This window comes from Bradyrhizobium sp. LeoB3, assembly GCF_055456055.1.
The window spans coordinates 99010-112831 of sequence record NZ_JBVBEF010000006.1; the positions used below are offsets into that span (position 1 = coordinate 99010).

At 63.5% G+C, this 13822-nt stretch carries 11 protein-coding genes; 7 read left to right on the forward strand and 4 right to left on the reverse strand.

The annotated features are described in order from the left end of the window. Positions 1 to 393: 393 nt before the first annotated feature. Together ACZXDY_RS07785 and ACZXDY_RS07790 are read left to right on the forward strand one after the other, a co-directional pair. Positions 394 to 1158, forward strand: a complete 765-nt coding sequence (locus ACZXDY_RS07785) for a PopZ family protein (RefSeq protein WP_464345063.1) — start codon at positions 394 to 396, stop codon at positions 1156 to 1158. Positions 1159 to 1292: 134 nt separating this feature from the next. Then, entirely contained in the window at positions 1293 to 4166 is a 2874-nt protein-coding gene (locus ACZXDY_RS07790; RefSeq protein ID WP_464345064.1) for a valine--tRNA ligase, read from the forward strand. 62 nt (positions 4167 to 4228) lie between these two features. Here the strand turns inward: ACZXDY_RS07790 and ACZXDY_RS07795 are convergent, their stop codons facing one another. Together ACZXDY_RS07795 and ACZXDY_RS07800 are read right to left on the reverse strand one after the other, a co-directional pair. Continuing rightward, positions 4229 to 6481: a glycoside hydrolase family 113 gene (locus tag ACZXDY_RS07795; RefSeq protein ID WP_464345065.1), complete on the reverse strand. Its 2253-nt coding sequence runs from the start codon at positions 6479 to 6481 to the stop codon at positions 4229 to 4231. A 245-nt stretch (positions 6482 to 6726) separates the two neighbouring features. Then, a complete protein-coding gene (locus tag ACZXDY_RS07800; RefSeq protein WP_464345066.1) occupies positions 6727 to 7338 on the reverse strand; it encodes a DNA-3-methyladenine glycosylase in 612 nt (203 codons plus the stop codon). Between the two features lie 131 nt (positions 7339 to 7469). On the opposite strand from ACZXDY_RS07800, the gene lipA reads away from it, so the two are divergent. The 3 genes from lipA to ACZXDY_RS07815 all read left to right on the forward strand — a co-directional run bounded on the left by lipA (position 7470) and on the right by ACZXDY_RS07815 (position 9451). Then, a complete protein-coding gene (gene lipA, locus ACZXDY_RS07805) occupies positions 7470 to 8429 on the forward strand; it encodes a lipoyl synthase (RefSeq protein ID WP_464345067.1) in 960 nt (319 codons plus the stop codon). A 102-nt stretch (positions 8430 to 8531) separates the two neighbouring features. Further along, the gene (locus ACZXDY_RS07810) at positions 8532 to 8984 is read left to right on the forward strand and encodes a P-loop NTPase family protein (protein WP_245287379.1); all 453 of its coding nucleotides are present in this window, start codon (positions 8532 to 8534) and stop codon (positions 8982 to 8984) included. Then, entirely contained in the window at positions 8984 to 9451 is a 468-nt protein-coding gene (locus tag ACZXDY_RS07815; protein WP_028165637.1) for a type II toxin-antitoxin system RatA family toxin, read from the forward strand. Before ACZXDY_RS07810 ends, ACZXDY_RS07815 begins: the two co-directional genes overlap by 1 nt. Positions 9452 to 9554: 103 nt before the next feature. Here ACZXDY_RS07815 and ACZXDY_RS07820 read toward each other — a convergent pair whose 3' ends face one another. After that, positions 9555 to 10160, reverse strand: a complete 606-nt coding sequence (locus tag ACZXDY_RS07820) for a CinA family protein (protein WP_464345068.1) — start codon at positions 10158 to 10160, stop codon at positions 9555 to 9557. Positions 10161 to 10162: 2 nt separating this feature from the next. Then, positions 10163 to 11359: a bifunctional 2-C-methyl-D-erythritol 4-phosphate cytidylyltransferase/2-C-methyl-D-erythritol 2,4-cyclodiphosphate synthase gene (locus ACZXDY_RS07825; RefSeq protein ID WP_464345069.1), complete on the reverse strand. Its 1197-nt coding sequence runs from the start codon at positions 11357 to 11359 to the stop codon at positions 10163 to 10165. 288 nt (positions 11360 to 11647) lie between these two features. Here ACZXDY_RS07825 and dusB point away from each other — a divergent pair, with 288 nt between their 5' ends. Together dusB and ACZXDY_RS07835 are read left to right on the forward strand one after the other, a co-directional pair. Beyond that, the gene (gene dusB / locus ACZXDY_RS07830; protein WP_464345070.1) at positions 11648 to 12649 is read left to right on the forward strand and encodes a tRNA dihydrouridine synthase DusB; all 1002 of its coding nucleotides are present in this window, start codon (positions 11648 to 11650) and stop codon (positions 12647 to 12649) included. After that, positions 12646 to 13821 (forward strand): two-component system sensor histidine kinase NtrB, encoded by a 1176-nt coding sequence (locus ACZXDY_RS07835; protein WP_028165641.1) that lies wholly within the window; start codon positions 12646 to 12648, stop codon positions 13819 to 13821. Before dusB ends, ACZXDY_RS07835 begins: the two co-directional genes overlap by 4 nt. The last annotated feature ends 1 nt before the right edge of the window (position 13822 follow it).

The window sequence follows — 13822 nt, forward strand, 5'->3', positions numbered from 1 at the left end:
CGCTTCGGCATATTGCTCTAAATAGACAGATGGGCCCGCTTGCTAGCGGGCCCATCGCATTTCTGAACATTCGTTTGTCCCGCGCGCGACCGCCAATTCCATATGTCGCGTGGCGGTCATGAAGACGCCGCAAAACTTCGAAGCGCGTTGCTTGCAATCGATTGTTGCCCTGACATACCGTTTCCATAGGCAACACAACGATTCGCAACGGCTTTTTGCGTCCATCGCTGCGGATCGGTTGCCGTGAGGGCGAACGCACCGCGTGCAACGCACCGGTAACCGTTGATCTGGGGACAAGTCCGGACTCGAGCGATGAAAAATTCCGGCCGCTTCATCCGGAACCGCCGAATCTCGTGTGGCTTGGTGTAGGATAATTTCGATGTGGAGTCGGAAATGACGCAACCTGCAAAGGTCCAAGAGCCCTCCATGGAGGAGATTCTGGCGTCGATCCGTCGCATCATTGCCGATGATGAGGCCAAGCCCGCTTCCGCGGATAAACCCGCAAACGACAGGCCGGCAAGCGTTGCGACGCCGGAGAAACCGGCGGTCGCCGCCGCGCCTGCCCCCAAGCCGGTGGTGAAGGACATTCCGCCGCCGCCGACTCCCGCAGCGGCGAAGCCGGCGCCAGCAGCGCCAAAACCTGCGCCGGCGCCATCACCAGCCAAAACGAACAGCCAGGACGACATCGACGCCATGCTGGCGAGCCTCGATGAGGCGACGCAGGAGGCCGAAGTCAGGCCGCCGCAACCCGACGGCGACGTATTCGAACTGACTGACGAAATGGCCCTGCCGGATCCGGCGCCGACGCCCAAGCCGCCGCCACCGACCTTTCAGAAAGTTGAACCGCAGGACGACATCGAATTCACGGAAGCCACCAAGCCACCGCCGTCTCCACCGCGGCAGCCGGCCTATGAGCCGGCGACCGAGAGTTCCTCCTATGGTCAGCAGCCAATCCTGTCGCGCACGACCATGAACGCGGTCGAAAGCGCGTTCAATTCGCTGGCCAATACCGTGCTCAGCAACAATGCACGGACGCTGGAGGATCTGGTCAAGGAAATGCTGCGGCCGATGCTCAAATCATGGCTGGACGACAACCTGCCGGGGCTGGTCGAGCGGATCGTGAAAGCCGAGATCGAGCGGGTTTCGCGGGGGCGTTAGCCGCCCGGGCCGCGAAGCCCCCTCAATTCAGCCATCCCTAATGGGTGTTATGGCGGTTTGGACGCGCCAGTCCGGTTGACTTGGCGCGTTCGGACGGCTTTTTAGCGCTCTCAAGCATCCCCATTTGTAGTGCCATGATCGAGAAAAACTACCAGCCTGCCGATATCGAAAGCCGGATGTCCCGCGTCTGGGAGGAGAGTGGCGCCTTCAAGGCCGGCCGCCCCGAGCGGCGCGACGCCGCGCCGTTCACCATCGTGATCCCGCCGCCGAACGTGACGGGCTCGCTGCACATGGGACATGCGTTGAACAATACGCTGCAGGACATCCTCTGCCGCTTCGAGCGCATGCGCGGACGCGACGTGCTCTGGCAGCCCGGCACCGACCATGCCGGCATCGCCACCCAGATGGTGGTCGAGCGGCAGTTGATGGAACGGCAGGAGCCGGGCCGTCGCGAGATGGGCCGCGCCAAATTCCTCGAGCGGGTCTGGCAATGGAAGGCCGAGAGCGGCGGCACCATCATCAACCAGCTCAAGCGGCTGGGCGCCTCCTGCGATTGGTCGCGCGAGCGCTTCACGATGGATGAGGGCCTGTCGCGCGCGGTCGTGAAGGTGTTCGTCGAACTCCACCGCCAAGGGCTGATCTACAAGGACAAGCGGCTGGTCAACTGGGACCCGAAGCTGCTCACCGCGATCTCCGATCTCGAGGTGCAGCAGGTCGAGGTCAAGGGCCATCTGTGGTACCTGCGCTATCCGCTCGAGGGCAGGGCGTTCAGCCCCGACGATCCCGCAAGCTTCATCGTGGTCGCGACGACCCGTCCCGAAACCATGCTCGGCGATACCGCGGTGGCCGTGCATCCGGACGACGAGCGCTACAGTGCGCTGGTCGGCAGCCACGTGATCCTGCCATTGGTCGGCCGCAAGATTCCGATCGTGGCAGACGAATATTCCGATCCGGAGAAGGGCTCTGGCGCTGTGAAGGTCACGCCGGCGCACGACTTCAACGACTTCGAGATCGGCAACCGCCACGGGCTGCCGCGGATCAGCGTGCTCGACCAGGAAGGCAAGCTCTCGCTTGTCGGCAACGAGGACTATCTGCGCGGCCTGCCCGAGGGCGCGCTGCATTTCGCCGAGGAATTCCATGGCATCGAGCGCTTTGCCGCGCGCAAACAGCTCGTCGCGCGGTTGGAGGATTTCGGCTTTCTCGAGAAGATCGAGCCGAACACGCATATGGTGCCGCATGGCGACCGTTCCGGCGTGGTCATCGAGCCGTTCCTCACCGACCAATGGTACGTCGACGCCAACACGCTGGCGCAGCCGGCGATCGCGGCCGTGCGCGCGGGCGAAACCAGTTTCGTGCCGAAGAACTGGGAAAAGACCTATTTCGAATGGATGGAGAACATCCAGCCCTGGTGCATCTCGCGCCAGCTCTGGTGGGGCCATCAGATCCCGGCGTGGTACGGGCCCGACGGCAAGGTGTTCGTCGCCGAGACCGAGGAAGAGGCCGTGGGCAACGCGCTCGGCTACTACGTCGAGCAGGAAGTCATCACGCCGGAGCAGGGCCACGACATGGCGGTGGACCCTGCCAAGCGCGAGGGCTTCATCACCCGCGATGAAGACGTGCTCGACACCTGGTTCTCGTCCGCGCTGTGGCCGTTCTCGACGCTTGGCTGGCCGGACGAGACGCCGGAGCTGCAGCGCTACTATCCGACCAACACGCTGGTCACCGGTTTCGACATCATCTTCTTCTGGGTGGCGCGGATGATGATGATGGGCCTTCACCTCACGAAGGAGGTGCCGTTCTCGACCATCTATATGCACGCCCTCGTCCGCGACGAGAAGGGCGCCAAGATGTCGAAGTCGAAAGGCAACGTCATCGATCCTCTGCATCTGGTCGACGAATACGGCGCCGACGCGCTGCGCTTCACGCTGGCGGCGATGGCGGCGCAGGGGCGCGACATCAAGCTGTCGACGCAGCGCGTCGACGGCTATCGCAGCTTCGCCACCAAGCTCTGGAACGCCTGCCGTTTTGCCGAGATGAATGGCGCCGCCCTGACGGCCGGATTTGATCCAACCAGCGTGAAGGAGACGCTGAATCGCTGGATCATGCATGAGACCACGCTTGCGGCTCGCGAAGTGACCGAAGCGATCGAGGCGTACCGCTTCAACGACGCGGCAGGCGCGGTCTACCGCTTCGTCTGGAACGTGTTCTGCGACTGGTATGTCGAGCTGACCAAACCGCTGTTGATGGGCGAGGACGGACCCGCGAAGACCGAGACCCGCGCCATGATCGCATGGGTGCGCGACGAGATCCTGAAGCTGCTGCACCCGTTCATGCCGTTCATCACCGAGGAGCTCTGGGCCGTCACAGCGAAGCGCGACGGTGTTCTGGCGCTGGCGCCATGGCCGCGCAAGGCGCGCGCGCTAACGCCTGAGCAGATCGCCACGCTTTCGCTGGCAGGGCCGACCGACGCGCTCATCCCGCCCGTGATCGGCGCGTTGGAAGATGACCCCGAGGAATTCAGCGACCCTGAAGCCGAGGCCGAGATCGGCTGGGTGGTCGATCTCGTCAGTGCGATCCGTTCGGTGCGCGCGGAGATGAACATCCCACCGTCCACGTTGACCCCGTTGGTGCTTGTGGACGCTTCCGCTGAGACAAAGGCGCGGGGGCAGCGCTGGAACGATGTCGCCAAGCGGCTGGCGCGGCTGGCCGACATCTCCTTTGCCGATGCTGCCCCGGAAGGCGCCGTGCAGCTATTGGTGCGCGGCGAGGTCGCGGCGCTGCCGCTGAAGGGCGTGATCGATCTTGGCGCCGAGCGCGCGCGGCTCGAGAAGGAAATCGCCAAGGCCGACGCCGACATCAAGCGCGTCGACGCCAAGCTTTCCAACGAGAAGTTCGTCGCCAACGCGCCAGAAGAGATCGTCGAAGAGGAAAAGGAAAAGCGCGAGGCGGCGCTGGAGCGCAAGGCAAAGATCCTCGAGGCGCTCGAGCGGCTGAAGAAGGCGTCTTGAGAGAAGTTGTAGGGAGGGCACGCTGCGCTTTGCCCACCCTACAATCCGTGGCGAAAGCTCGCTTAGACGAACGTGAAGTCGCTCGCGTGGAGCTGATCGAGCGTCGTGTTCCTGATCTCGACCGAGTTGTTGTCGTCGAAGGTGATCACGACGCTCGTTCCGTTTTGTGCCATGTGCGACTGCACGGCGTTGAAATCGGCAAAGACCGTGCGGTTGATCTGAATCAGATCCTGCGCGCCATCGGTGTTCTGGAAGTCGAGAATGACATCCTTGCCGAAGCCCGGGGCGAACATGAAAGTGTCGTTGCCCGCGCCGCCTGACAACGTATCGTTACCGCCGCCGCCATTGAGCCGGTCGTCGCCGCTGCCGCCGTACAGGAGCTCGTTGCCGGTTCCGCCCATCAGCGTGTCGTTGCCGTCATCGCCGAACATCTGGGTCGCCGCCGGACCGCCCTTTATCGAGTCATTGCCGGCGCCGCCGTAAAGGGTGTCGTTGCCGCCGCCGCTGGACAGGTAATCATTACCGTCGCCGCCCTTGATGACATTGGTGGCCCATCCGCCATAGAGCTGATCGTTGCCGGCGCCGCCGTCGAGCAGGGCGCCGGTATCGGCATTGCCGGCCTTGATGATGTCGTTGCCATCGTCGCCGTAGAGTTGATCGGTCGCGGTCGCAATGCCGGGTCCGCCATCGATCGTGTCGTCACCGGCGCCGCCATGGATCACGTCGGCACCGGCGCCGCCGTAGATCACGTCCTTGCCCGGACCACCGTCGATGACGTCATTGTCGGTCGACGCGCCGAAGAACAAGTCCTGGCGGCCGCTCATGTCATAGTGGATCGCCTTGTTCTGATAGAGATTCCAGGTTCCCGGCGAGCTCGGATTGACCGCGTCGGCGGCCGACAGATGCTCGCCGTTGACCGTGATGTCCTTGATGTAGAGGTTGCGGTCGCCACTGGCGCCCGCGATGTCATTGATGAAGGCGAGATCGAGACTTGAGATTGCCGCGGGATTGGCGAACGTGAAAGTGAAGGTCTGGAAGCCGGCTGGATTGGTCGCATTGTGGAACTCGACCGTGTTGCCGACCTGCTGGCCATTGACCAGAAGCTGCATCTGGGCGCCGATGCCGTCGACGACGGAGCTGTAGCCCGTCACCGTGACGGTGGTTTCCGTCAGTTTCGGAATCGTGTCGGGGCCGCCCCTGATGGTATCGTTGCCGGCGCCGGCTTTGATCGTATCGTTGCCGGCGCCACCCGACAGAACGTCATTGCCGCCGCCGGTGTCCATCAGATCGGCCGCCGGAGAGCCGGTCAGCGTCTGGCCGGGCGGCTGACGCTCGCCGCCATACCATTCCGTGATGAGCCCCTGCGCCGGCTTGCCCTGCGGCGAGTAGCCGAGTTCCGAATATTTATTGTTCGCATCCCAGTTCCAGATCGATGCGCCCCTGAACCAGCTCCCGCCTTCCGATCCCCAGACCTGAAAGAAGGCGTTGAACGCGTCATATTGCTCCTGGACATCCGGCGTCGAGCTTCCGGCCCAGCCGCCCGGGCTGATATTGGTGCCGTCCACGCTGCGATAGCCGGTCTCGGTGAAGACCACCTGCTTGCCGTACTGAAGGGCAAGCGAGTGGAAGAAATCGACCGGCGATTTGTGATCCATCACTTTCGCCCAATAGTCATCGGAGGACATGGTGTTCCACGCGTTGACCATTTCCTGGACCGTCGGATCCCGGTCGGTGGTCAGCGGCGGATAGGCGTTGACGCCGATGACATCGACCTTGTCCCAGAAGCTGACATTGATGGCTTCGTCGGTGGCGGCGGCGTAGGTGATTTCGCCGTGATACACGGCGCGCACGGCATTGATGATGTCCACCCATTGGTCGCGATATTCGGGACCGGAGAGCTTGGCGAGCTCATTGCCGATCACCAACATGCTGACGCCGGCTTGCTGGGCGAGTTCCGCCATGTGAACGATTTCGGTCTTGTAGGACGCGAAAAAGGCGGCGGGATCGTCTGGTGTCAGCACATGTGCAAGCGAGCCATCGAGGGCCGAGACCATGGGTTTGAGCGAAACCGAAAGGCCGAGCGCCTGCGCATCCGCGATGGCCTTAAGGATGTTGGCGTCGCTCTCGGTCTTGCCGGGATCGGCGAACACGTCGTCCGAATGCCTCGTGTTCGTGAAGAGCCGAGGCGCAAGCTCGATCGAATTTGCATTGGTGTCCGCGATTGCCTGCATGGCATCGTGCGCCGCGCTCGTGACGAATGCACCATTGTAGTTGGATGGGAATCCGAATCCTTCGACAGTAAAAACGCCCGCCATCGGCCAGCTCCTTAGCTTCTATGTTTTCTATTTCGCTGTTTCGGTGGCCAGCATTCTGCGCAGGACTTGTTCACCTGCGTTGTGTTCCGTCTTTTCAGCAGAGCACAATTCATAAGCAACTCACACGCGTGCAGCGACGCACGCGCGCTCAGTCTGCACACGCAACGTGGGCGCGTCGTGACAAGATTGCGTCGATGTTGCGATTGTTGATGCGCATCTCGTTACAATGGCGCTTCAAGTTCAACTTAAACTGGAAACCGCTTGCTCAGGAATTTCGAGCCCTTCATGCCGTAACGCCAAGGAAGATCGATTGCCTTGGTGATTCCGATTCGCACGCCTGCGACAACTTCGACAGTGCCGACGCGCGCGTGCAGCGAGAACGGTGCCTGATCGAGCGGCAGGGCGTTGTGCTCAATCGTTATGCCGAGTGCTTCGGTCAGCTTTCCCGGACCGGAACATAGCGCGTGCACTTCCTTGAGATGGCGCCGCCGCCGCATCGTCGCGATCCCATGCGTGGGCTCCAGCGCGCGGATCAGCACGGCGCTCGCCGAGCCTGCTTCTTCGCAGACCAAGTTCACGCACCAGTGGATGCCGTAAGAACGATAGACATAGGCAAATCCGGGCGAGCCGAACATCACCTGGTTGCGCGCCGTCGGCCCGCGATAGGAATGGGCCGCCGGATCGGTGTGGTGATAGGCCTCCACCTCCACGATCAGGCCGCCGACGCCATTGAAGAGCAGGGTCGCACCGATCAGGTCGGGCGCGACCTCATGCACGCTGCGGCCAAAGAATGAACGTTTGAGCGTCTTGCCGAGGCGGATCGGCGCTTCGCCCGGCAGTCTGGGGTTTTGAACCATTTTGGTGGGAATCAGAGGGAAACGCGGGGGATTGCTGCCTTATGTTGCACGTTCTGCTAGCATGCGCGAGCCGGGTTGCGGGTTCGGGCAATACGGATTAGCTAACAGTTCCAAAGATCCGTAGATTTCCCATGGTCACCCTGATCGACACCATCTCAGCCAATCCGTTGCGTCCGCGCCACCCCGAAAAGGTGAACCGGCCCGACGCGCTGTCGCCGCCGAAGCCGGACTGGATACGGGTGCGCGCGCCGAATACACGCGGCTATGCCGATACCCGCAACATCGTGAAGGAGAATGGCCTCATCACGGTCTGCGAGGAGGCCGGCTGCCCGAATATCGGCGAGTGCTGGGACAAGAAGCACGCCACCTTCATGATCATGGGGGACACCTGCACCCGGGCCTGCGCGTTCTGCAACGTCAAGACCGGCATGCCCGGCGCGCTTGACGCCGGGGAGCCGGAGCATGTGGCGGAGGCGACCTTCAAGCTCGGGCTCTCCCATGTCGTCATCACCTCGGTCGACCGCGACGATCTAGCCGACGGCGGCGCCGAGCATTTTGCCCAGACCGTCCGCGCCATCCGCGCGCGCTGCCCGAACACCACGATCGAGCTCCTCACTCCCGATTTCCTGCGCAAGGACGACGCACTTGAAGTCGTGGCAGCGGCGAAGCCCGACGTGTTCAACCACAACCTCGAAACCGTGCCCTCGCGCTATCTGTCGGTGCGGCCCGGCGCGCGCTATTTCCACTCGATCCGCCTGCTGCAGCGGGTGAAGGAGATCGACCCGACGATCTTCACCAAGTCCGGCATCATGGTGGGCCTGGGCGAGCAGCGGCACGAAGTGTTGCAGGTGATGGACGACCTGCGCTCGGCGGATGTCGATTTCCTCACCATCGGGCAATATCTGCAGCCGACCCGGAAGCATCACGCTGTGATGAGCTACGTCACGCCGGATGAGTTCGCAGGCTACGAGAAGGTCGCCTATACCAAGGGTTTCCTGATGGTATCGGCGAGCCCGCTGACGCGCTCGTCCCATCACGCGGGCGACGATTTCGCCAAACTGCAAGCGGCGCGCGTGGCGCGGTCACGCTAACGCCGGATCGCACCGATGCGACGCATTCTTGTGATGGGGTCTTCGGGATCCGGCAAATCGACTTTTGCGCAACGGCTTTCGGCGACTACGGGCATTCCGTTCGTGTCGCTCGACGCGATCTACTGGAAGCCAGGCTGGGTCGCGTCCGATAACGCGGAGTTCCACGAACGCGTGACTGAGGTGGCGCTTCGACCGCGATGGATCATGGACGGAAACTACATTTCACATGGGGCCGGCGAGCTGCGCCGCCAGGTTTGCGATACCGTCATCTGGTTTGATCTTCCGCGCCGAAGCTGCATGCTCGGCATCGCGAGACGGGTAGCCGGAAGCTATGGCCAAGTTCGCGCCGAAATGGCCGAGGGTTGCCCGGAACGAATCGATCTTGAATTCTTTCGATACGTCTGGACGTACCGGCAGAAACAGCGGCCGAAGCTCCTCAGATATTTCGAGGGCCTGCGACCGGACCAATCACTTGTCTGTTTCACGGATCGGACACAGGCGGGCCTGTATTTGAAGGAGATCTCGCTGATGACTCACGCGGCGAGTATCCACTGATGCCGAGGTTTTCCAGCAAGCGGCGGGTCCGTCACTCCGCATCGCAGATGTTTGATCTGGTCGCCGATGTCGAGCGCTATCCGGAATTCGTGCCGCTGTGCCATGCGCTGAAGATCCGGCAGCGCACGCCGAAGGAGGACGGCACCGAGGTCCTCGTTGCCGATATGACCGTGTCGTTCAAGCTGGTGCGCGAGAGCTTCACCAGCCGCGTCACGCTGGACCGGCCGAACCTGAAGATCATGGTTGAATATCTGCGCGGCCCCTTCAGCAATCTCGAGAACCGCTGGACCTTCGAGCCGAAATCAGACACCGAATGCGATGTCGGCTTTTTCATCTCATACGAGTTCAAAAGCCGGATGCTGGGAATGCTGATGGGATCGATGTTCGACGCAGCGTTCCAACGCTTCGCCGGCGCATTCGAAAAGCGCGCCAACGTGATCTACGGCAAACCGGCTACCGCATCGTAAGCTCTCACCGTCATTGCGCGCGAAGGAAGCAATCCATCGCGCCGCTTGCGGAGGCATGGATTGCTTCGTCGCTTCGCTCCTCGCAATGACGGAGAGGAAGCTGTTAGGCCCGCGGCGGTCTTCGGCGCTTGACGGCGCTGCGGCGCGGGGAGCGCGCGACGCGGGGACGCAGGCGGCTGCTGGCAGCTTCCCGGCGCGGCTTGGTTGCGGCCTGGGGGCCGCGCGCCAGTTCCATCAGCATGCGCAGAGCTTCCACCACGGAGCGTTGCCGCACCGCGCTGCGTCCGATCGCGCCGAAGCGGTGCTCGCGATGCATGATCCGGCCATCGCGGGCGGCGACCGCGAAATGCACAAGGCCCACGGGCTTGCCCGGGGTGGCGCCGCCGGGGCCGGCGATGCCGGTGGTGGAGACCGCAAGATCAACGCCGGCGCGCTCCAGGGCACCGACCGCCATGGCGGTTGCGGTCTCCTTGCTGACTGCGCCGAAAGTCGAAAGCGTCAGCGCGTTGACGCCGAGCATCGCCCGCTTGGCCTCGTTGGAATAGGTGACGAAGCCGCGATCGATGACGTCGGAGGAGCCGGGGATATCGGTGAGCGCGCCCGCGACCAGCCCGCCGGTGCAGGACTCCGCCGTCGCGATGGTCAATTTCCGCATCCGGCACAGATCGAGCAGCGAGCGGGAGAGGGCGCGCGCGTCGCTGCCGCTCATGGTTACTCGCTCCAACCTTTGTCGTTCCAAGGAAGGCGAATGGTGGCGCTTGCGGTGGCGGCGATGCCTTCCTCACGGCCGGTGAAGCCCAGTCTCTCGCTGGTGGTCGCCTTCACCGCGATGCGCGAGATGTTCACGCCCGAGATCTCGGCGATCTTCGCCCGCATGGTGTCGCGCAAGGGGCCGATCTTCGGCCGCTCGCAGATCAGCGTCACCTCGAGATTGGCGATGCGGCCGCCGCGCGCGGCGACGCGATCAACGGCATATTTCAGGAACCGGTCGGAAGAGGCGCCCTTCCACTGCGGATCTACAGGCGGAAAATGCGAGCCGATGTCGCCGTCCGCGAGCGCGCCGAGGATGGCATCGACCAGCGCATGCAGGCCGACGTCGCCGTCGGAGTGGGCGAGAAACCCCTTGGTGTGCGGCACGCGCACGCCGCAGATCATCACGTGATCACCTTCACCGAAGGCATGCACGTCATAGCCGGTGCCGGTCCTGATGTCGCCGAGCAGGCTGGCGAGGCGGGCTTCCTCGCGGACGAAGTCTTCAGGTGTGGTGAGTTTCATGTTCGCAGGATCGCCCTCAAAGGTCGCCACCGTCAATCCCGCCCATTCGGCAATCGCGGCATCGTCGGTGAAATCGCTTCTGCCCTCGCGCGCAGCGCGGCGATGCGCATCCAAGATCACGTCGAAACGAAAGACCTGTGGCGTCTGCGCGATTCGCAGCATCGCACGGTCGGGCGTCGCTTCGACATCGCCGCTCGCACCGGTCAGCTTGATGGTATCGGTGACCGGGACCACGGGAATGGCCGCACCGGTACGGCCGACCGCATCGATCGCGCGCGAAATCAGCGCCTGCGTGACGAAGGGCCGGGCGGCGTCGTGGATCAGCACGATGTCGGGCTTCTCGCTTGCGAGCGCTTCGAGACCCGCACGCACGGAGGCTTGTCTGGTTGCGCCACCGTTTGTCGGCGGCCGATGGCGAAGGCCGACCACCGCTTCGTTGAAGAGGGCGGCATCATCGGGATTGACGACGGGCTGCACGGCGAAAACATCGGGATGGCGGCTGAACGGCTCCATCGCCCGGAAGATCACCGTCTGTCCGCCGATCATTCGGTACTGCTTCGGCCCGCCTGCGCCGGCGCGAAGCCCGCGGCCGGCTGCGACAAGGATGGCGGCGGTACGCTCAGGTCTGGGCATCGGGGCGAAACTGTATACGAGAGCGGTTGAGGAGAGGGTGCCGGGCTTTTCGCCGGCGCACAGCCCTTACCATGCTGGATGCGCAATAACAGAGCTATTCCCATTCCCTGTGGGAAAAGCAGTTCTTGTTGCAGTGCACTTGCGCAAATGATAGAAATGTCTAAACCGTAGGCATAACGCTTGACTGCACAAGAATTGTGCTCAAAATATAGGGCAGCGGCGCGATGGGGCTGCCGCCAGGAACACGAGAAGCCTGTGACCGGCCTCGCAAGAATACGTCCTAACTCGTTGAAAATCGGTGACATTGCTGTCGCCAACCCGGTGCTTCTCGCCCCCATGTCCGGCGTGACCGATGCCCCGTTCCGGCGTCTCGCGGCGAGTCTCGGCGCGGGGCTCGTCGTGTCCGAGATGACAGCAAGCGACGATCTTGCGCGGGGCAGGCCGATCTCGCTTTTGCGCTGCGAGGCGGCCGGGATCGGGCCGCATGTGGTCCAATTGGCGGGCTGCGAGACTCGCTGGATGGCCGAGGGCGCGAGGATTGCGGAAGCCGCCGGTGCCGACATCATCGATATCAACATGGGTTGCCCGGCGCGCCACGTCACCGGGGGCCAGTCAGGCTCCGCTTTGATGCGCGACCTCGATCACGCGACGAGCCTGATCGAGGCGACGATCGCGGCGGTCAAGGTGCCCGTGACGCTGAAGATGCGGCTCGGCTGGGACGACCGCTCGCGCAACGCGCCGGAACTGGCGCGCCGCGCGCAGGCCGCCGGCGTGCAGATGGTGACGGTGCACGGCCGCACCCGCTGCCAGTTCTACAAGGGCGAGGCGGATTGGACCGCTGTGCGCGAAGTCAGGGACGCCGTCTCGATCCCGCTCGTCGTCAATGGCGACATCACCTCCTTCGAGAGGGTGGTGACCGCGCTCGATGAGTCCGGCGCGGACGCGGTCATGATCGGACGCGGCGCGCAGGGGCAGCCCTGGCTACCCGGGCAGATCGCGCGCCGGCTCGAGACCGGCATCGCCGAGCAGGCGCCGCCGCTCGCCGAGCAGCTCAGCCATATCCGCGAGCTCTATGATGCTGTCCTGAGCCATTACGGGGTCCGTGTCGGGCTCAAGCATGCGCGAAAACATCTCGGTTGGGCGCTGGAGATCGCCGCCCACTGCAGCCGCGCTCCGGCCGCGACGCTGAAGGGCTGGCGGCAAAGCATCCTGACCTCGGACGAGCCCTCGCGTGTGCATCAATCGCTTCGGGATGCTTATGACGATTTTGCATGGAGTGCTGCTGCATGACATCAGCCGCAGAGAATCGCCGGCGCATGCCCTCCGACGGCGAGGCCATCCTCAACGCGCTGCCGAACCCGGTGCTGCTGGTGGCGCCGGATGGCCGTATCGTCGACGCCAATATCGCCGCCGAATCATTTTTCGAAATCTCCACGCAATTCCTGCAGCGGCAGTCGCTGAAGGAACTGGTGCCATTCGGCAGTCCGCTGCTCGCGCTGATCGACCAGGTGCGTACCAGTGGCTCGCCGGTCAACGAATACAAGGTCGATCTCGGCACGCCGCGGATCGGCGGCGACCGCCAGGTCGATCTGCATGTGGCGCCGGTCACGGAGCGGCCGGGGCATATCGTCGTGATGCTGCAGGAGCGCACCATCGCCGACAAGATGGACCGGCAGCTCACCCATCGCAGCGCCGCGCGCTCCGTGATCGCGCTGGCGGCGATGCTGGCGCATGAGATCAAGAACCCGCTGTCGGGCATCCGCGGCGCGGCGCAACTGCTGGAGCAGCAGGCGTCCTCCGATGATCGCATGCTGACCCGGCTGATCTGCGACGAGGCCGACCGCATCGTCACCTTGGTCGACCGCATGGAAGTGTTCGGCGACGACCGGCCGGTCGCCCGCGGCCCGGTCAACATCCATTCGGTGCTCGACCACGTCAAACGGCTGGCGCAGTCCGGCTTCGCGCGCAACGTCCGTTTCATCGAGGACTACGACCCGTCGCTGCCGCCGGTTCTCGCCAACCAGGATCAGCTCATCCAGGTGTTCCTCAACCTGGTGAAGAACGCCGCCGAGGCGGTGGCCGATCTCGGCACAGACGCGGAAATTCAGCTGACCACCGCGTTCCGTCCAGGCGTCCGGCTTTCGGTGCCCGGCAAGAAATCGCGGGTGTCGCTACCGTTGGAATTCTGCGTCAAGGACAACGGCTCCGGCGTGCCGGAAGACCTGTTGCCCAATCTGTTCGATCCCTTCGTCACCACAAAACAGACCGGCAGTGGCCTCGGGCTTGCGCTCGTCGCCAAAATCGTCGGCGATCACGGCGGCATCATCGAATGCGAATCCCAGCCGCGGAAGACCACCTTCCGCGTGCTGATGCCGATGTACAACCCCGCCAAACAAATCGACCAAAGCAGCCGCGAGGACGTTCCGGGTACGCCATCGCATGCCTCACAGGACGCAAGATGAG